We start from the raw sequence: 20,200 nt of genomic DNA, 5'->3' as shown, positions 1-20,200 counted from the left end.
AAATAGTGAAATTCTTAATTTTGATGGATGGAAAGCGGATCTACATGTACCATTACATCCTTTACATCTTCACTGTTATTTATAATTTCATTTTCTACCCGACAGGCTATATTGTGTCCCTCAACTACTGAAAGTTGATCCTCAACAACTATTTTTAAATCAACAATATAATTTGGGCCATAACTTCTCAGCTTAATATCATGAATTTCAATAACTCCATTTATTGCTGCTGCCAACTCTCGAATTTCATTAATTTTTCCTTTTGCTGGACGACCATCCATTAATTCATAAGAAGTATCTCTCATAATTTCATAACCAACTTTTAAAATTAGAAAAGCTACAACTAAACCAGCAAGCGGATCTAAAAATCTAAATCCCAATTTTGCTCCCCCAATTCCAATTAAAGCTGCAATTGATGAGAATGCATCTGAACGATGATGATGAGCGTCTGCGATCAAGCCTCGACTGTTAATTTCTTCTCCAATTTTTATAGTAAATCTATATAGTAATTCTTTTACTATAATTGAAATAAAAGCGGCAAACAAAGCCCAGCTCCCAGGCTCAGCAATATTACCACTCATAATTGTTAAAATTGCATCTCTTCCTAGAAAAACAGCAGTTAAAATTAAAATAACTGCTAAAATATTGGTTCCAAGAGCCTCAGCTTTTTCATGGCCATAAGGATGATTTTTATCTGCTGGTGTTTCCGAAAATTTAATACTAGCCATTACAATAATAGTTGATGCCATATCTGAAACTGAATGAAAACCATCTGCAATTAAGGCTTTGCTATTGGCAAAAAATCCTATTGATATTTTTAGTAAAGCGAGTAAAGTATTACTTAAAAGGCTGATTATTGATATTTTTTTACCCTGTTGATAACGCATATTTTCTTTTTCCATTTTTACCACCTAAATTATTTTAATATTATTATTCTCTACTATACCCTTTAGTATATCAATTAAGCTAAATAATAGCAATCAATCAAATTTGAATAAAAAATCAGATTGTAGTATCATTGAATTAGATATTAAATTTGACTTTTTAAAGGAGTGGATCATGTTTAATAATCGAATTTTAGAATTATTATTTACTTTATTTAAAAGCATGAGTGTTATAGCTACTTTTGCATATATTTTAAGTCGTCTCAGTAGTGTAAAACACATTTTTGATGATAATTTTAATAAATATGAAAAAATATTCCTCAGCATCTTTTTTGCTATCTTATCTGTTACCGGAACTTTTTTGGGTATCATAATTATGAATGCTTATGCCAACATTAGAGCAATTGGCGCTGTAATGGCAGGAATTATTGGAGGACCACTTGTAGGTGTTGCAGCAGGTTTAATTGCAGGATTACATCGTTTTTCGTTGGGAGGATTTACTGCACTAGCTTGTGCAATTGGTACAACTAGCAGTGGTTTAATTGGTGGATTTTTTTATAAAAAATATAAAAATGATGAAATAAACTTTAAAAATGGGTTTTTAATTGGGATTTTCGCTTTAACAATTGAAATGATAATTGTGGTTCTTTTCAGTCGTCCACTAGCTCAGGCGGTAGAACTAGTTAAAATCATTGGGATTCCGATGATTTTAAGCAATAGTATGGGTATTGCAATTTTTATTAGTATTTTAAATAAAGTTAAAGAAGATAATCAAAAGATTAGAGCTTTACAGGCAGAAAAAGTTCTTTCGATTGCTGACCGTTCTTTACCTCTGCTTCAAAATGGCATAAATCAAAGTTCAGCGGCAGAAATTATTAAAATGATTAAAAAAGAAAGCCAGGTTGATGCGGTTGCAATAACCAATAAAGAAAAAGTGCTAGCTTTTACAGGAGTTGCTGAAGATCATCATCTGACCGGAGAAGAAATTAAAACTGAAGCCAGCCAAAGAGCTATAAATGAAAAAAAGACAATATTGATTGACAGTAAAAAGGATATCAACTGTAACCATCCGGATTGTAAGCTGACAGATGCTGTAATTACACCTCTGAAAATTGAGGATAGTATTTATGGCCTGCTTAAACTATATCGTTGTAACCAGAAAATAACTGTACTGGATATTAAACTGGCAGAAGGAATTTCTAATCTACTAGCAACCCAGATTAAACTAGCTAAATTATCAAAACAGGCTGAACTTAAAAGTGAAGCTGAACTGAAGGCTCTCCAGGCTCAAATTAATCCTCATTTTCTTTTTAATTCTCTTAATGCAATTGCTGCTTCCTGCAGAACTCAACCGAAAGAAGCTAGAAAATTGCTGATTAAACTTGCTGGGATTTTTAGAAGGACTCTCAAAAGAGATGTTTATCAGATTACCCTGGCTGAAGAAATGCAATTCTGTCAGGATTATTTAGATATAGAAAAAGCAAGACTTGATAAAAGACTGCAGGTAGAATGGAAAATACCGAATAAGTTAAAACAAATTATTATTCCACCCTTTATAATTCAGCCCTTAATTGAAAATTCTATTAAACATGGAATTTATCCTCTAGAAAAAGGTGGTAAAATTATTATCAGTGCTCAAAAATCAGGTGATAAACTGCAGATCAAGATTGAAGATAATGGGCCTGGAATTACAGATAAAAAAATTGCTGAAATTGAAAATGGTAATAATGATCGGATAGGAATCAACAATATAAAAAATAGGTTGAATTCTGTCTATGGTAATAATGCAGATTTTGAAATTAAATCTAAAGCGGGAATGGGTACACAAAATATAATTAACATTCCTTCCGAATTTCTTTTTGAGAGGAGAAAAGCAAACTGATGATCAAAACAATGATTGTCGAAGATGAAAAACTAGCGCGAGATGAATTGAAATTCTTAATTGAAAAAGATCCTGATTTGGAAGTACTTTATGAAATAGCAGATGGAGAAAAAGCACTTAAAGTTTTAAAAGAAAATACTGTTGATCTGCTTTTTTTAGATATTCAAATCCCTGCTATTAGTGGAATTGAAATAGCTAGAATTTTAAATAAGCAAAAAAATTCCCCCTATATTATATTTACTACCGCTTATGATGAATATGCAGTTGAAGCGTTCCAACTTTCTGCAGTTGATTATCTTTTAAAACCAATTAGTGATCAACGTCTAGCAGAAAGTTTAGACCGAGCAAAAAAAGAAATCTATGCTAATCACACTTTTAATCAGAAGTTGGATAATTTATTTGCAAATCTCAATGACTCAAAACAAAAAGAATGTTTAAATAAAATTGCTGTTATGGAAAAAGATTATTATTTAATGCTAAATTTTGCAGATATCTACTATTTTTCTACCAAAGATAAAAAAGTATGGGCTCACTGTCATAAAAAATCCTATATGACAAGTTTTCAGCTCAAAGAGTTGGAAAAAATGCTGCCAGAACAATTTTTTAGAATCCATAAGAGTTATATTGTTAATCTTAAACACATCAAAGCTGTTATCCCTTGGTTCAAAGGTAAGTATCAAGTTTTAATGGAAGATTATTCAGAACATAAAATTCCAGTTAGCAGATCTAAGGTTGATCAAATTAATAAACTCTTAAATCTTAAATAATGCAATTGAGTATAATATTTTTACAATTCAGTCAAGATGCCTTTCCTTAATTCCCTATAGGAGTATAATTAAAGTGTAATAAAAAACTATTAGGGGGTTATATTAAATGGCATCTTTTCTTATTTCTTTAGCTGTATTAATTATTGGTTATTTTACTTACGGAAAAATTGTAGACCGAATTTTCGATTCACAGCCGGAGCGAGAAACTCCTGCAATTTCAATGGAAGATGGAGTAGACTACATGGCAATGGATTGGAAAAAGGCATTTTTAATTCAATTTTTGAACATAGCAGGTTTAGGACCAATTTTTGGGGCAATTGCTGGTGCTTTATGGGGGCCAAGTGCTTTTCTCTGGATAGTATTTGGTACAATTTTTGCTGGTGGTGTTCACGATTATCTTTCCGGAATGCTTTCTATTCGTTCTGGTGGTGCTTCAATATCAGAAGTTATAGGAGAAAATCTTGGTGGTACAATCAGACAGATTATGAGAGTCTTTAGTATTGTGCTTTTGGTACTTGTAGGAACAGTATTTATGACCGGTCCTGCAATGCTCTTAGCTAATCTAACTCCAGGATTTATGGGAGTTAATATCTGGCTGGTTATTATTCTAGGTTATTATTTCATTGCTACCTTCTTACCAGTTGATAAAATAATAGGTAAACTATATCCAATCTTTGGTCTGGCACTTTTAATTATGGCACTGGGTGTTGGTGGAGGCTTAATTTTTGGTGATTATAATATTCCAAACATTGCTTTAAACAACCTTCATCCTGGCGAACTACCAATGTGGCCTTTATTATTTGTAACAATAGCCTGTGGCGCAATCAGTGGTTTCCATTCAACTCAGTCACCGATTATGGCCCGCTGTACTACAAATGAAAAAGAAGGACGTAAAATTTTCTATGGTGCGATGGTTGCTGAAGGTATTGTAGCCTTAATCTGGGCTGCTGCAGCTATGACCTTCTTCCAGGGAACTGGAGGCTTAAACGAAGCGCTGGCAACTCTTGGTGGACCGGCCGGTGTTGTTCACGAAATTACAGGAACTATGATGGGTGTTGTTGGTGGAGTTTTAGCCATGCTTGGTGTAATTGCTGCTCCAATTACTTCTGGAGATACAGCTTTTAGAAGTGTGCGTTTAACTCTATCTGATATCTTTGGTTTAGAGCAGAAATCTATAAAGAATAGATTGTTGCTTGCTATTCCAATTTTTATTGTTGGTGGAGCCTTATCTCAGATCAACTTCGATGCTCTCTGGCGCTATTTTGCCTGGTCAAATCAGACAGTAGCAATGGTTGTTTTATGGGCCGGAGCAATGTGGCTTGCCAAACGAGGTAAAAACCACTGGATAGCTTCAATTCCAGCCTTCTTTATGACAGGTGTTTCTTCGACTTATATTCTTTATGCACCTGAAGGCTTCCAATTACCTTATTCTTTTTCAGTTACAGCCGGAATTATTATAGCAGTTGTGACTATGGGAATCTATATTAAAAAGATCAGCAGCACCCACTTTGAAGAAGAAATAATGATTAAAGAGGCAGTTTAGTAGGTACCGTTTACTTAGAAAATATTTGAAATAATATAAACGCAGAAACTGAGTTTATTCTTCAGGTTCTGCGTTTTTTGATTAAAATACTCAAGTTTAAAAGTAAAAAAATATTTACTGAATAAAAGCTGCTCTTCTCTGCAGCTTCTTATAAATAGAAGCCCAGCTTCGCCGAGCATAAATAACACTGACTCCTCGATCCTTAGCGGCTCTCTTCACTTTTCTCATTACAGCATGATTTATATAATCAGTCATTACTAGTACATAATCGGTTTTAGCTGGAATTTCAAAATTTTTAAATTTAGATTTTTTGCGGCCATTAAGATGAGTAATTTCTTCGAAACCTAATCTTTTTACATTATCTTTTATCGACCCTAAACTATCTGCGCCAACTATCATTAAAGACATTTTCTCTCCTCCTCGCTTAATTGAAAACCATTATCAATTGGCTTTAAATTTTTTTCTATTGATTTTTTTCTTCCTTCTCCTGCTCTTCACAACAATTTTCACTACCACAATCACAGTCCGGACATCCCTCGACAGCAAAATGCCTGAGAGAAGTTCCTGCATATAAAACACTTATCATTAATATCAAAACACTTATCTGTAATATCATTATAATCCTCCTCAATTATTTTTAGTTAATCATCAATAACTATTTCATCAAAGTTATATTCCTTACCACCTGCAATCGGACAGCTCTGATCACTACAACCGGCACAAGGACTGTCTGTTCCTTTAATTCCACCATAAACTTTCTTTCCTATATAGTAAAGACTACCAAAGCCTAAAATTCCTAAAAATAAATATTCCATAATTGGCTTAACCTCCTTAAACTAAAAAACATAAATCCAGTTTTAAAGAGCAGGCAATTTTAATAAATCAAATAAAACTGCCTGCTTAATATTATTTAAATCCCAATTCCAATCAGCATACCACCCTGATAGATTAAAAAGGATACTATCCAGGCTAAAACGAATAAGTATGAGGCTGTAATTAAGGGCCATTTCCAGCTCTGAGTTTCAGATTTTATTGCACCAAGTGTTGCTATACATGGAGTATAAATCAGAACCATAGTTAAGAAAGAATATGCCGCCAGTGGGCTGAAATTTGCTGTTAAGGCTGTTCTCAGACCTCCTTCACCTGCTGCATAAACAACTCCTAATGTACCAACAACTACCTCTTTTGCTAAAATACCAAAAACAAGTGATGATGCTGCCTGCCAGCTGCCAAATCCTAATGGTTCAAAAATTGGAGCTACCAGCTGCCCAAATTGACCAATCAAACTTTCTGCAGATGCATATTCTACTCCAAGTGGTAAGTTAGCTAAAACCCAGATTAAAACTACAACTGAAAAAATAATTGTTCCTGCTTTTTTGATAAAAGCTCCAACTTTTTCCCACATATGAATAAAAACACCTTTTAAAGTTGGAAATCTGTAAGGAGGTAATTCCATTACAAAATGAGAACGCTCACCTTTAAATAATAGCTTATTGAAAATACCTGCCATAATTACTGCCATTATAATACCTAAGGCATAAAGTGAGAAAACCACTGTGCTCGCATGATTGGAAAATAAAGCACCAGCAAAAACCACATAAACAGGTAATCTAGCCGAACAGGACATCAGCGGATTGATTAAAATAGAAATTATGCGATCCCGCTTACTGTCTAAAGTCCTAGTAGCCATTACTCCGGGAACATTACAACCAAAGCCAACAATCATAGGAATAAATGATTTCCCATGCAGTCCGAGCTTACTCATTACTTTATCCATTACATAAGCTGCTCTGGACATGTAACCGCTGTCCTCTAAAATACCAATCGCCAAAAATAATAAGAAAATATTTGGAATGAAAACTAGTACTGAACCTACACCACCAATTATACCATCAGTAATAAAAGAAGTAATTAATGGTGAAACTCCTGCCCCAACTAACAGACCTCCAATCCAACCACCTGCTGCTTCGAAAAAGGCCTCTATATAACCAATCAGTGGATCACCAATAGTAAATGTAAATTTAAAAATGGACCACATTACCACCATGAAAATTGGAATTCCTAAATATTTATTGGTTACTACTGCATCTATTTTATCAGAAATATTTTCTGGCTCATCTTCTGCTTTAGGACGCTGTACACTTTCTGCTATAACTTTATTTATAAACTCATATTTTCTATCAATTATAATATTATCAAAATCATCTTCTGCCTTAAGTTCTCTCTCAGCAATTAAACTCTTGATTTTTTTAGCCTTAGAAACTCCTATTTCTCTTTCTAAAAGTTTTACAGCTTCTGGATCATGTTCAATCAATTTAATTGCTGCCCAGCGTTGATTAATTTGCTTAGAAAAATCATATTCTTTAAGCATTTTTATTGTTTCAGAAATTAAATTTTCTACTTCTTGACCATAATCAATTTTTAGGGCTGTTTCGGACAAATCTCTATTTTTAACAGTTTGTTCTAAAAGCCTGTCTATTCCTTTACCGCGACTGGCTACTGTTTCAACTACAGATATTCCTAGCAGCTGACTCAATTTCTTTTTATCAATTTTGATTCCCTTTTTTTCAGCCTCGTCTGCCATATTTAAGACTGCAATTAAATCTACTCCCATTTCTAAAAGTTGAACTGTAAAATAAAGATTTCTATCAAGATTAGCCGAGTTTATAATATTTAAAACTATATCATAATCACCAGCTGTTAAAAAATCACGGGCAACTACCTCATCTTCAGAATATGCTCCAAGAGAATATGTACCCGGAAGGTCAATTACTTCTAAAGAATAATCCTGGTAAAATGCACTACCTGTTTTCTTTTCAACAGTAACTCCAGGCCAGTTTCCAACATGTTGTCTGGATCCTGTTAGTTCATTAAACATTGTTGTTTTACCAGAGTTCGGATTTCCGGCTAAAGCAACTTTTAACTCTGTATTTTTTCTTTCTTTTTTATTTAAAGCCATTAATTTTCACATCCTTTTTGATCGACTAACACTTTATGAGCCATTCCTCTACCTATTGCAATTCTATTATCTCCAAGCCCGATAATTAAAGGGCCACCAGAACTGCTGTGAACTTTAACTGTCTTGCCATTAACAAATCCAAGGTCAGTAAGTTTTCCCTTGGCTGTTCTTCCACCAATAATTTCTTTAATGCAGGCTGTTTCACCCGGCCTTAACATCGCTAAAGGCATCAAATTTAAACCTCCTTTACCAGGATTTCTGCTGCTTCATCCCGGCGCAAACTAAGGCTATAACCTCTAACCTTAACTTCTATTGGATCACCCATTGGAGCCTTACCTTTAACTTCAACTCTAGCTCCTCTATTTAATCCCATATCCATTAACTTTCTCTTCAAACGGCCTTTTGACATAATTTTTACAACGTCTGCTTTTGAGCCAATATTTATTTCATTTAATTTAATTTCATTTATATCCATTTTGGCTTCCTCCCTGTTATCTATAAATTTAAAAGCACAATTTTGCTTATCTAAATAATCATTTACTATGAGGTACTTAACCATTTTTTCAAAACTTTCTTGGCTTAAGGCGTGTTCAAGACTACAAGCATCCTTATCAGCAATCTCTGAATTAACCCCAATTATTTCATGCAGAAAAAGATAAAGAATTTGATGTTTGCAGTTTATTTTTTCAGCTGCTTGAATACCATCTCTTGTTAATTTAATTGGGCCATATTTTTGCTGCTTAATTAATCCCTGTTGATTTAACTTTTTTAACCCTTGATTAACAGAAGAGGCTGCAATCCCAAGATAATTTGCAATACCTGTTACCCGAGCTGAACCATTTTTCTTAATTAAATTAAAAATAGCTTCTAAATAATCTTCCATAGATTCTGATAAATTAATTTTTGTTTCCACTTTCATTTCCCCCGTTTTTTAGGCTAACCTAAAACTATTATAAAAAAATAAATTAGCACTAATTGAATTGAAAACGATTCTCAACTTCAAGTAAAATTATATATAACTTAATTGCTTTTGTCAAGATATTTTTGCAAAAAAATTAACCATCAGGCCTGTTATAGCAGTAATTAGTAATTATTCCTGATAAGTGGATATTAAATATAATCTGCTCACTAGTTATTTTTCTTTTCCATTTAGCTGGCTTAATAGTTATATCTAGCAAAGACTAATTCATTAAAATTTCTCTAGCCTTCATAAATTCTGCATCTTCTCTATCGTGAGAAACAAGAATAGTTGTAATTCCAATTTTTTTAATTATTTCATTTAATTCTTTTCTAATTTTATCCTTCAATTCAGCATCCAGATTACTAAAGGGTTCATCTAAAAGTAGAATTTCTGGACCAGGAGCAAGGGTTCTTGCCAGAGCAATTCGCTGCTGCTGTCCTCCTGACAATTGATGAGGGTATCTTTTTTCAAAACCTGCTAAGTTTACAAGCTTTAAAAGCTCCTTGACTCTAGTTTTTCTTTTACTTTTACTTAAATGATCAATACCAAAAGCAATATTTTTTTCTACGCTCAAATGAGGAAAAAGGGCATAATCCTGAAAAACCATCCCCACTTCTCTTTTTTCTGCTGCTATAAACTTATGCTCATCAGCTACAGACTGACCCGCAATTATAATTTGACCACTGTCAGGTATTTCAAGACCGGCAGTCAGACGAAGAACTGTACTTTTCCCACTACCACTGACACCCACCAAAGCTACAACTTCTCCTTTTTGAACCTCTAAGTTAAAATTTTCAATTATTTTTTCTTCTTTTTTATTGTAAGCAAAAGTTAAATCATTAATTTTTAACTGCATTATTTTTTCCTCCTTTTACTTCGATGAGTAATTAAATAAATAGCTGCTGCTGAAAAGAAAATTAAAACAAGTGATAAATCAGCTGCACGATAAATCATCTCATCAGAAGCATATTCAAAGGCCTTAGTAGCTAGAGTGTCAAAATTAAAGGGTCTTAAAATCATAGTCAGCGGTAATTCCTTCATTATTTCTATAAAAACAAGTAAGAATCCACTCATCAAAGCTGGTTTCAGCATTGGTAAATCAATTTTGAAAAATGTTTCGGTTACCCCTTTGCCCAGTGTTCTCGAAGCTTCAAAATAACTTTCACCTATTTTTTCATAACCACTGTTAACTGAATTAAAAGCAATCCCCATAAAGCGCACTGCATAAGCAAAAATCAACATAACTAAAGTACTGCTTAAAATAATATTCGTTCCTATGCCAAATCCTGTCTGAAGAAAAATTAAAAGCTCATCAAGCTTCAACATAAAAAGTAAAATTCCTACAGCAATTACAGCACCGGGAATTGAATAACCCAGAATTGTAATCCTTGCTAAAATATTGGATATAAAATTAGAACTCATGCGAGCTGTTGTTGCAATTATAATCGCTCCGATCAGAATTAAAACTGCTGCACCACTACCAGTTAAAATTGAAGTAAAGGCAAAATTAAAAGTTTCAATCAATTCTCCACCTCTGCTTAAAAAGCTCCAGTATAAAAGCTGAGCAGTTGGAAGTAAAAAACCAAAAAAGAAAATCCCATAAGTAAAAAATTGAGCCATTATTTTTTTGCTGCCTTCCAGTTTTCTTCTGCTTAAAGGTCTAATATTTGAAGTGGAATAGCTGTATTTTCTGCCTCCCCGCAGCAGCTTTTCTAAAAAGAGAAGAACAAAAATCACCAGCATCGCCATTACTGCCAGTCTGACAGAAGTTGGTAGATCTCCCATTCCAAACCAGCTTTTGAAAATTGCTGTGGTAAAAGTGCTGATACCAAAATATTTAACAACACCATAATCATTTAAAACCTCCATCATCACCAGACTGCTGCCGGCAACTACTGCTCCTCTAGAAAGAGGTAGAATGATTTTAAAAAAGATAGTGCTGTCTCTTTTGCCTAAAAGCCTTGAACTTTCCAGTAAAGAAGCTGATTGTTTTGCCAGAAAGGCTTTAGTCATTAAAAAAACATAAGGAAAAAGAAAAATTGTATAGATAAAGATAGCACCTTTTAAGTTCATAAAATCAAAATATTTTTGATTTAAATTAATCTGAAAGTTATTGCGCAAAAATGTCTGTAGAGGTCCAGTGTAGCTAAACATTCCCTGGTAAACATAGGCGCCAATATAAGGTGGAATGGCTAGAGGTAAAATTAACCCCCAGCTCAAGAAATCCCTACCTGGAAAATCATAAGCAGCTATTAACCAAGCTAAGCCCGCTCCTAAAAATGCTGCAAGTAAACCGGTAGCAAGAACTAATATTAGAGAGTTTTGAAAGTAATTAATCAGTAAATAATCTCTTACATGCTCCCAGTTTTCACCTGCTGCTCCAAATAAATTAACAATAATATTAAGGTTTGGAATCAATAACATGGTTATAATTATCGCTGTCAGCAGAAACCAACCAGGCGAAGCTTTTTTTAACTTTTTTAACAGCTGCATTTTCACACCACCCTTATCAAAAAAATATCTTAATTATATATTTCATACTTAAAATTAAACTTATACTTTAAATTTACTGCCAGCCAACTCTATTAAAAATTCTAACTGCTGTCTGGTTGTGAATCCCTAGCTCAGTTAAGTTAATATTCTGTGGTTCGAAATCTCCCCAGGACTGCAGCAGCTCAGAAGCCTCAACTTTTGGGTTAACTGGATATTCATAATTAGCTGAAGCAAAAAATTCCTGTGCTGAAGCTGAACTCAGATATTCTAAAAGCTTAACAGCATTCTCTTTGTTTGGTGCATTCTTAACAACACCAGCTCCACTTACATTAATATGGGTCCCATTTTCACCATCTGGAAAGTGGATACCTACATTTTTAGCTACCTCAACCTCAGCTGGGTTATCAGAATTAATCATTTTACCTAAATAATAGGTGTTCATAATTGCCAGATCACCTTCACCAGCTGCTACTGCTGTGGCCTGGGCTCGATCATTACCCTGTGGTTTTCTGGCCATATTATCAACAACTCCAGCGGCCCATTCTTCAGCCCAATCTTCTCCATAAATTGCAACTAAAGAAGCTAAGAGAGACTGATTATAAATATTTGCAGATGACCTAACCAAAATTTCATTTTTCCATTTAGCTGAAGTTAAATCTGCATATCCACCCAGTTCAGCGGGATCAACCCGATCTTTGGCATAAACTATAACTCTTCCTCTCATTGTTAATCCATACCAATGATTAGATGTATCTTTTAAATTGTCAGGTACATTTTGAGCAAGCTTTTTGGTACTTACTGACTGTAAAATATCTCTTTCCTTTGCTCTATGTAATCTACCTGCATCTGCAGTGATTAAAAGATCAGCAGGGGAGTTTTTCCCTTCTCTGGCAATTCTTTCGATTAACTGGTCAGAATCACCCTTGAGAACATTAACTTCAATCCCTGTTTCTTCAGTAAAACGGTTCAAAATTTCCTCATCAGTATCATAATGACGATTTGTATATAAATTTACCTCTTCTGCTGCAAGCGCAGCTGTCCCCAGACCAACAACTAAACTAAATAAAATGGTAATTATAATTAATTTTTTCATCTAAATTCCTCCTAGATTTTATTTTATTTGAAAATGATTCTCAACTTCAGACGATTCTAATTATAACTAAACCTATTTGTTTTGTCAAGATTATAATCAAAAAAATATTGGTGTAAGGCTTGATATATCAGTAATTGGTAATCATTACTGATAATGAAATGAGAGCAATCAAATTTAAATCTTATACTTTACATGAACTAATTTATTATCCAAAAATCTTAAGATTGTTATCTTTTTAATCTTTTTCTAATCTTTATTTAAAGTTCTTTTAATAATATATTGATATTCTATAATTGTAGCAAAGAGATAGAAATTTGTTATCCCCTTTTTAAAAGCTGTTGCAGAGGACAGCTTTAAGCATAGATAAAAGTAATAGATACTTTTCTCCTTGTTTTAACCGCCTTTTTCCCGAGGCGGTTTTTTTATTTTATAATCTAAATAATCTTTAATTAATAAGTAATCTCAAAAATTTCTTCAGCATTTTCTATTGCCTCGAGATAATCATTAGAAACTGCTTTTTTATCTAAAGAATATTTATTTAAATCTTGCCAATTCGACTTTTCGTAAATCTCAATTATTTTTATAACCTCGCCTAATTTACCTTCTTTGGAAATTAAAGCATCTTTAAACTTTGATTTCATTGATATCAGAGGAAGAACATCTTTTAAATCTCTATCTAAATATGCATTTATTAGAGAAAACATTCCAAGTATAAATAAATCTTCATCTATATCTAAATGCTGCTTAAGTGATTCAGCAAAATAAGCTCTTGTTAACGATGTAATTAATAAAATATCTGGTTTTTTACTGTTTAAACTTTTAAAAGAATATAGGAGACTCCATTTTTTTAACTTATCCACCCCTAAAAGCACTATTCCCTGTCTAATTGAGTTAATGTCATATCCATACGCAGCTGAATTTACAAGTCTTAAAAGACTATAAGACATAGATAAGTCTTGTTTTATATAATTTTCTATTTGTCTAAAATCTGGATATTCTTTATTTAACTCTTCTAATATATTAACATAACTTTGTTTAAAAGGTTCTACTTTTCTACCAGATATGATATCTGGCTTAGTAAAATAAAAACCTTGGTAATAATCATAATCAAATTTTTTCGCTTCTTTTAGGTGTGAATAATTTTCTATTTTTTCAGCCAAAAATTTTACATCTTTGTTATATTTACTTTTAATTAAATATAGAGTTTCTTTTCTAACTTTTTTAGTCGTGTTCAAAAAATCAATTTTAATAATATCAGCAATTTTAACAAGTTCTATTAGTGATTCTTTGAATTCAAAATCATCTAACACTATTTTAAACCCTTGACTTTTCAATTCTTTACAAATTGATAAAATTTCTTCATCAACTTCAACAGTTTCTAGTATTTCAATATAAATAGAATCACTTGATAATATATCAAATATTTTGTTTTTAATCATTTTTGTATTAAAATTAATAAAAGCTGGCTTGTTTTGAGTTAAATTAGGGAGACCAATTGATTCTAAACTATTCATTATAACTTCTGCAGTAGCCTTCTCGCCATCAAAAATTTCATTATTTTTGGGTGATCTAAACAACAATTCGTAAGCAAATAAATTTTCTTTTTTATCTAATATAGGTTGTCGACCCACCATTATATTTTCCATCTTTAGCATCTCCATTTTTTTGACGATTAAATTAACATAAATAAGTATTTAAACTTACTACCTATTAGATAATATTCTTTGTTAATACTTAGATTCCTTTATGAAATATGTCATTCCTTAAATGTTTTATACATTTTTTCTCAAATTATTTTATAATAAAAATTCTCCATTCTGATATTAATGGCTGAGTAGAGTCCATTAATAAAGAATGGAGAATTGATTAGGAAAATTTATATCAATCCAGTCAGACTGAATTTTATTTTTAAACTTAATTAATTATAATAATAAGTTTTTTATTAAAAATTTTACTTGTCGTGATATTTAATGTCTAAAATGTCTCTTGCCGGTAAAGACCATTGCAATTCCAAGTTTATTGCAGGCTGCTATAACTTGGTCATCACGAATTGAGCCTCCTGGCTGAATAATTGCTTTAACCCCTAGTTCAGCTGCTTTCTCTACAGCATCCGGGAAAGGAAAAAATGCATCTGATGCTACAACTCCACCTTCCTGACGTCCTTCAGCTTTACGTCCAGCAATAATCATTGAATCAACTCTACTCATCTGACCTGCACCAACTCCAACTACCATCTCATCTTTAGCCATTACAATCGCATTTGATTTAACATGTTTTACTACTTTCCAGGAAAATAGTAAATCTTTAATCTGCTCTTTAGTTGGCTCTTTTTCAGTTACTACTTCCAATTCTTCTGCAGTCGTTTGAGCTAAATCTCTATCCTGAACTAAAAGCCCACCTGTTACCTTTTTCATACTGTAACCCGGCTTATTTTTATTAATGGAAAGTTCCCCTGTTTTTAAAATACGCATCTTATCAGAACGCTCTTTTAAAATTTCTAAAGCTTCTGGCTCATAATCAGGTGCAATTACAACTTCTATAAATTTATCCTGATCGGCAATTTCTCTGGCTGTTGCTGCATCAATTGTTCTATTAGCAGCTACAATTGAACCAAAGGCAGATAATGGGTCACCTGCATGTGCATTAATAAAAGCCTGTTTTAAACTATCAGCTGTTGCCATTCCACAGGGATTAGCATGTTTGATTACTGCTGCTGTTGGCTTAGCTTCAAATTCTTTAACTAACTCTAAAGCTCCATCTGTATCATTAATATTATTGTAAGACATTCCCTTACCATGCAGCTGTTCAGCAGTAGAAATTGATGGTTCATTCTGCTCATCTTCTAAGTAGAAAGCTGCTTTTTGATGAGGATTTTCTCCATAGCGGAGATCTTCTCTTTTATCATAACGAGCAAGCATTGTTTCAGGCAGTTCTTTTTTTTCATCAGCCAACACAATTTCGCCTAGATAATTCTGGATTCTCTGATCATATTCAGCAGTGTGATGGAAGGCTTTATAAGCAAGTTTCAACTTTTGAGTTTTAGTTAAACCGCCATCACCCACTTTCATTTCAGCTAAAAGATTATCATAATCAGCTGGATCAACTACTACTGCAACATCGTTGCTATTTTTGGCAGCTGAGCGAATCATTGTTGGACCACCGATATCAATATTTTCTATTGCTTCTTCTAATGTCACATCATCTTTAGCAATTGTTTCAGCAAAAGGATATAAATTACAGACAACAAGGTCAATTGGCTCAATATCCTGAGCTGCGATTTCTTTTAAGTGCTGCTCATCATCTCTAACTGCTAAAATGCCACCGTGAACTGCAGGATGAAGAGTCTTTACTCGTCCATCCATCATTTCCGGAAAATTGGTTACCTGATCAATGTCAATAACGTCAATGTCATTATCTTTTAATATCCGGCCTGTACCACCAGTTGAAATTATTTCTACTCCAAATTCTTTTAAAGCTTTTGCAAACTCCACAATACCTTCCTTGTTTGAAACACTGATTAATGCTCTTTTAATTTTAGACAAAGTTATTTTTCCTCCTTTAGAATTTTAACTTTCCGTCCTTCAATTTCAATTTTATCTTCTGCAATCAATTTCACTGCCTCAGGATAAATTTTATGTTCTTGTTTTAAAATTCTTGCTGCCAGGTCATCTGGGCTGTCATCAGCTTTAACTTCCACCACTGCCTGTTTGATAATTGGGCCAGTATCCATACCCTGATCTACAAAATGAACAGTACAGCCGCTGAATTTAACCCCATAATCAACAGCCTGTTTTTGAGCATCAAGCCCCTTAAAGGCAGGTAAGAGTGAAGGATGAATATTGATAATCTGATTTTTAAACTCTTTCACAAAAACTGGGGATAAAATCCGCATATAACCGGCCAGAACAATAAGTTCCACTCCAGCATTTTTTAAAAGTCCAATTAATTCTTTTTCATAATCTGCTTTTGTTTCAAAATGAGCAGGATCAATAAATACATGCTCTACATTTTCATGCTCTGCTCGCTTTAAAGCGCCAGCTTGCTGACGATCACTAATTAAAAGTTTAACTTCTGCTGATATCTCACCACTTTTTATGTGATCAATAATTGATTGAAAATTCGAGCCTCGACCTGAGGCGAAAACAGCTATTTTTAGCATTTTTACACCTTCTTTATTTTATTTCGAGAGATGTGTCCCCAGCTCCTGCTTTTATTTTGCCAATCAGACAGGCTTTTTCCCCCATTAACTCAAGTTCTTTAAGTATTTGAGTTTTATCATCTTTATTTATAACTAAACACATTCCAATCCCCATATTAAAGGTTCTGTACATTTCCTCTTTTGCAATTTCTCCAGCTTCCTGAATCAGCTCAAAAATATTTTGCGGCTGCCAGCTGTCTTTTTTTATTTCAGCTTTTAAGCCATCCGGCAGAATTCTGGGCAGATTTTCGATTAAGCCTCCACCTGTGATATGAGCAATTCCTTTTAGCTTGAATTTCTCCAGCAGAGCCATTACAGTTTTAACATAAATTTTAGTTGGTCTGAGTAATTCTTCTCCCAGATTCTTTTCCAGATCCTCGATTTCTGCAGTATAGTCAAAACCGGCTTTATCAAAAAGTGCTGCTCGGGCTAGAGTAAAACCATTGCTGTGCAGACCCTCTGATTTAAGACCAATCACTAAATCACCTGCTTTAATATTTTCACCTGTGATAATCTGATCTTGGTCTACAATCCCAACTGCAAAACCTGCCAGATCATATTCTCCCGGCTGATAAAAACCTGCCATCTCGGCAGTTTCTCCACCGATTAAGGCCGCTCCGGCTTCCTTACAGCCAGCTGCAATACCTTTTACAATCTCAGCAGTCTTTTCCGGCTCCAGTTTGCCTGTTGCCAGATAGTCTAGAAAAAATAAGGGTTCTGCCCCCTGTGCTAAAATATCATTAACTGACATTGCTACTAAATCTATCCCAATTGTATTGTGAAGATCAAGTTTAAAGGCCAGTTTAAGTTTTGTGCCAACTCCATCTGTTCCTGATACTAAAACAGGATTTTTGTATTTGCTTAAATCAGGTTTAAAAAGTCCACCAAAGCCTCCCAGTCCAGTCATTACTTCCGGCCCAAAGGTCGACTGTACATCTTTTTTTATTAATTCAACTGCTTGATTGCCAGCATCGATATCAACACCAGCCTTTTTGTAATCTAAACCCACTATTAATCCTCCTCACTTAAATAACGGCTGTCTATCGGATAATCTCCATCAAAACAGGCAGTACAAAAGCCCAATTCAACATCAGTTTTAATTGATTTAAGCATCCCTGCCTGAGATAGATAATGAAGACTATCTGCGCCAATGCTCTCACTAATTTCTTCTACTGTACTACGGCTGGCAATTAGTTCCTGTCTCCGTGAAGTATCAAGTCCAAAATAACATGGATGTTCAACAGGTGGTGAGGAAATCGCCATATGAACTTCTTTGGCTCCGGCTTCTTTGATTCTACCAATAATTTGTTTGCTTGTTGTTCCTCTAACAATTGAATCATCTATTAAAATAACTTTTTTATCCTTTATAATTTCTTTAATTGGAGATAATTTAAGCCTAACTTTTAAATCCCTAATCTCCTGAGTCGGCTGAATAAAGGTACGACCCATGTAACGGTTCCTTAAAATTCCCTGAGCATAGGGAATTCCCGATTCTTCAGCAAATCCTAAAGCTGCTGCAATTCCTGAATCCGGTACCGGCACTACAATATCTGCCTCAATATCCATCTCTCGGGCCAGCTGTTTACCCATTTCTTTACGGGCTAGTAAAACGTTTTGACCTGCTATGTTGCTGTCAGGACGGGCAAAGTAGATATATTCAAACACACAGAGGCTGGTTCCATTTTCACCGGTATAGCGTCTGCTTTTTATTCCATCTTCATCAATTACTACAACCTCACCCGGGGCCACATCACGCACAAATTCAGCCCCAATGATATCAAAGGCACAGCTTTCTGAAGCAACGATATAGCTATTGTCCAGTTTTCCAATTGAAAGTGGTCGAAATCCACGCGGATCACGAATTGCAACCAACTGATCTTTGGTCATTGCCACCAGTGAAAAACCACCTTTAAGCTGATGCAGGCTCTGAATTAAAGCTTCAACAATATCATCTTCAAAAGAGCGGGCCACCAGATGAGCAATTACTTCGGTATCTAAAGTAGAATGAAAAATTGAACCATTACTCTCTAAATTGTTTCTGAGTTCTGCTCCATTAGCCAGATTACCATTATGAGCTAAGGCTAAATCACCTTTCATACTGTTAATTAAAATTGGCTGAGCATTGGCCAGCTTACTGGAACCGCTAGTTGAATAACGGACATGACCAATAGCCATCTCACCTTTTAAATTCCTAATATCTTCTTTTTCAAAGGCACTTTCTACCAGGCCCATACTCTTATGGAGATTAAAATCCCCTTGATGATTGGCACAAATGCCTGCACTTTCCTGGCCTCTATGCTGCAGGGCAATTAACCCAAGATATGTTAATTCTGCTGCACTGCTATCACCATCAGCATTAAAAATACCAAAAACTCCACATTCTTCACTCATTTTATCTTCATTCAGCTCAGACTGAGTTAACTTTAAATCAGCTGAAATCTGCTTAACTTTATTTTTTTGCTTAGAGAAATTACAACTTTCTCTCATCAATTTTCCTCCCTTAATGATAAACCATAATTTAAAATTAAATTTTTTCCTAATCTAACCTCCGCTAAAAATTACTGTCATCCCTAATCCAACTACCGCCAGACTGGAAATAAGCTTCTATTCAGGCTGGAATAAGCTAATCAGGTAGAAATATTATTAAATGAGATCTGTTTTAATAAAATAGAATCCTTATTTATTATTAGCTGATTAGCTTATTTCCAGTCCTGGCCGGTAATCCGCTTATACATTTCATGATAAGCTTCTTCTACATTACCAAGATCTCGACGAAAGCGATCTTTATCCAATTTTTCTTTTGTCTCACTATCCCAGAAACGACAGGTATCAGGAGTAATTTCATCGGCAAGAATAATTTCTCCCGCTGATGTCTTTCCAAATTCAAGTTTAAAATCAACTAAATCTACATTCCGCTCTTTTAAAAATTTAACTAAAATATCATTTATCTTATGACCAAGTGCAATTAATCTTTCTAATTCTTCCCTTCCTGCTAATCCTAAAAGTTCAATATGGGAAACATTAATTAAAGGATCTCCTAAATCATCATCCTTATAGTAAAATTCGATTACCGGCTGCTTTAGTGGTTCTCCCTCTTCCATGCCGATTCTTTTGGCCAAGCTTCCTGCCGCAACATTTCGCATTACAACTTCTAAAGGAATAATTTCTACTTTTTTAACTAGAGAATCACGCTCGTTCAGTTCCTCAATTAAGTGAGTTTTAATCCCCTTTGCTTCTAAAAGTTTAAAAAAGAAATTGCTAATCTTATTATTGATCATACCTTTTTCTGCAATCTGACCTTTTTTCTGACCATCAAAGGCAGTAGCATCATCTTTAAAATGAACAATTACCTGGTCCTCTTTATTTGTACTAAAAATTTGTTTGGCCTTACCTTCATAGAGCATTTCATTTTTTTCCATC

Annotated in this window: 19 protein-coding genes; 3 read left to right on the top strand and 16 right to left on the bottom strand. The window is 34.0% G+C overall.

Annotation, left to right across the window (positions count from 1 at the left end):
* Positions 1–14: 14 nt before the first annotated feature.
* A complete protein-coding gene (locus HSACCH_RS08055; RefSeq protein WP_005489090.1) occupies positions 15–902 on the bottom strand; it encodes a cation diffusion facilitator family transporter in 888 nt (295 codons plus the stop codon).
* A gap of 157 nt (positions 903–1,059) precedes the next feature.
* Between HSACCH_RS08055 and HSACCH_RS08050 the strand changes: the two genes are divergently transcribed.
* From HSACCH_RS08050 to HSACCH_RS08040, 3 genes are all read left to right on the top strand, one after another.
* Entirely contained in the window at positions 1,060–2,766 is a 1,707-nt protein-coding gene (locus HSACCH_RS08050; protein ID WP_005489089.1) for a LytS/YhcK type 5TM receptor domain-containing protein, read from the top strand.
* Positions 2,766–3,533: a LytR/AlgR family response regulator transcription factor gene (locus HSACCH_RS08045; protein ID WP_005489088.1), complete on the top strand. Its 768-nt coding sequence runs from the start codon at positions 2,766–2,768 to the stop codon at positions 3,531–3,533. Before HSACCH_RS08050 ends, HSACCH_RS08045 begins: the two co-directional genes overlap by 1 nt.
* 106 nt (positions 3,534–3,639) lie before the next feature.
* A complete protein-coding gene (locus tag HSACCH_RS08040) occupies positions 3,640–5,076 on the top strand; it encodes a carbon starvation CstA family protein (protein WP_005489086.1) in 1,437 nt (478 codons plus the stop codon).
* A 114-nt stretch (positions 5,077–5,190) separates the two neighbouring features.
* On the opposite strand, the gene HSACCH_RS08035 is transcribed toward HSACCH_RS08040, so the two are convergent.
* The 15 genes from HSACCH_RS08035 to purC all read right to left on the bottom strand — a co-directional run bounded on the left by HSACCH_RS08035 (position 5,191) and on the right by purC (position 20,199).
* Positions 5,191–5,484, bottom strand: a complete 294-nt coding sequence (locus HSACCH_RS08035; protein WP_005489084.1) for a DUF2325 domain-containing protein — start codon at positions 5,482–5,484, stop codon at positions 5,191–5,193.
* A 55-nt stretch (positions 5,485–5,539) separates the two neighbouring features.
* Complete coding sequence (locus tag HSACCH_RS13935; protein WP_005489083.1) at positions 5,540–5,692, bottom strand: hypothetical protein; 153 nt, start codon at positions 5,690–5,692, stop codon at positions 5,540–5,542.
* Positions 5,693–5,717: 25 nt separating this feature from the next.
* A complete protein-coding gene (locus tag HSACCH_RS14025; RefSeq protein ID WP_005489082.1) occupies positions 5,718–5,891 on the bottom strand; it encodes a hypothetical protein in 174 nt (57 codons plus the stop codon).
* 95 nt (positions 5,892–5,986) lie between these two features.
* Complete coding sequence (gene feoB, locus HSACCH_RS08030; RefSeq protein WP_005489081.1) at positions 5,987–8,035, bottom strand: ferrous iron transport protein B; 2,049 nt, start codon at positions 8,033–8,035, stop codon at positions 5,987–5,989.
* Complete coding sequence (locus HSACCH_RS08025) at positions 8,035–8,265, bottom strand: FeoA family protein (RefSeq protein ID WP_005489080.1); 231 nt, start codon at positions 8,263–8,265, stop codon at positions 8,035–8,037. Before HSACCH_RS08025 ends, feoB begins: the two co-directional genes overlap by 1 nt.
* 5 nt (positions 8,266–8,270) lie before the next feature.
* Entirely contained in the window at positions 8,271–8,954 is a 684-nt protein-coding gene (locus HSACCH_RS08020) for a metal-dependent transcriptional regulator (RefSeq protein ID WP_235044006.1), read from the bottom strand.
* Positions 8,955–9,216: 262 nt separating this feature from the next.
* Positions 9,217–9,852: an ABC transporter ATP-binding protein gene (locus HSACCH_RS08015; RefSeq protein ID WP_005489076.1), complete on the bottom strand. Its 636-nt coding sequence runs from the start codon at positions 9,850–9,852 to the stop codon at positions 9,217–9,219.
* Positions 9,852–11,489, bottom strand: a complete 1,638-nt coding sequence (locus HSACCH_RS08010) for an ABC transporter permease (protein WP_005489075.1) — start codon at positions 11,487–11,489, stop codon at positions 9,852–9,854. The genes HSACCH_RS08015 and HSACCH_RS08010 overlap by 1 nt, the downstream gene beginning before the upstream one ends.
* A gap of 73 nt (positions 11,490–11,562) precedes the next feature.
* Complete coding sequence (locus HSACCH_RS08005) at positions 11,563–12,582, bottom strand: Fe(3+) ABC transporter substrate-binding protein (protein ID WP_005489074.1); 1,020 nt, start codon at positions 12,580–12,582, stop codon at positions 11,563–11,565.
* 449 nt (positions 12,583–13,031) lie between these two features.
* Complete coding sequence (locus HSACCH_RS08000; RefSeq protein WP_005489073.1) at positions 13,032–14,228, bottom strand: EAL and HDOD domain-containing protein; 1,197 nt, start codon at positions 14,226–14,228, stop codon at positions 13,032–13,034.
* A 321-nt stretch (positions 14,229–14,549) separates the two neighbouring features.
* Positions 14,550–16,124, bottom strand: coding sequence for a bifunctional phosphoribosylaminoimidazolecarboxamide formyltransferase/IMP cyclohydrolase (gene purH / locus HSACCH_RS07995; protein ID WP_005489072.1), 1,575 nt, complete (start codon positions 16,122–16,124; stop codon positions 14,550–14,552).
* A 2-nt stretch (positions 16,125–16,126) separates the two neighbouring features.
* Positions 16,127–16,741 carry a phosphoribosylglycinamide formyltransferase gene (purN, locus tag HSACCH_RS07990; RefSeq protein ID WP_005489071.1) on the bottom strand — a complete coding sequence of 205 codons (615 nt, stop codon included), beginning with the start codon at positions 16,739–16,741 and terminating at the stop codon, positions 16,127–16,129.
* A 13-nt stretch (positions 16,742–16,754) separates the two neighbouring features.
* Positions 16,755–17,789 (bottom strand): phosphoribosylformylglycinamidine cyclo-ligase, encoded by a 1,035-nt coding sequence (gene purM, locus HSACCH_RS07985; protein ID WP_005489070.1) that lies wholly within the window; start codon positions 17,787–17,789, stop codon positions 16,755–16,757.
* Positions 17,790–17,791: 2 nt separating this feature from the next.
* Positions 17,792–19,267 carry an amidophosphoribosyltransferase gene (purF, locus tag HSACCH_RS07980; protein ID WP_005489069.1) on the bottom strand — a complete coding sequence of 492 codons (1,476 nt, stop codon included), beginning with the start codon at positions 19,265–19,267 and terminating at the stop codon, positions 17,792–17,794.
* Between the two features lie 212 nt (positions 19,268–19,479).
* The gene (purC, locus tag HSACCH_RS07975; protein ID WP_005489068.1) at positions 19,480–20,199 is read right to left on the bottom strand and encodes a phosphoribosylaminoimidazolesuccinocarboxamide synthase; all 720 of its coding nucleotides are present in this window, start codon (positions 20,197–20,199) and stop codon (positions 19,480–19,482) included.
* Position 20,200 lies beyond the last annotated feature (1 nt).

This window comes from Halanaerobium saccharolyticum subsp. saccharolyticum DSM 6643, from assembly GCF_000350165.1.
In the GTDB taxonomy this organism is placed as follows: Bacteria; Bacillota; Halanaerobiia; order Halanaerobiales; family Halanaerobiaceae; genus Halanaerobium; species Halanaerobium saccharolyticum.
Note: the sequence above shows the minus strand (reverse complement) of the source record. Positions and strands in the feature narration are given on the sequence as shown.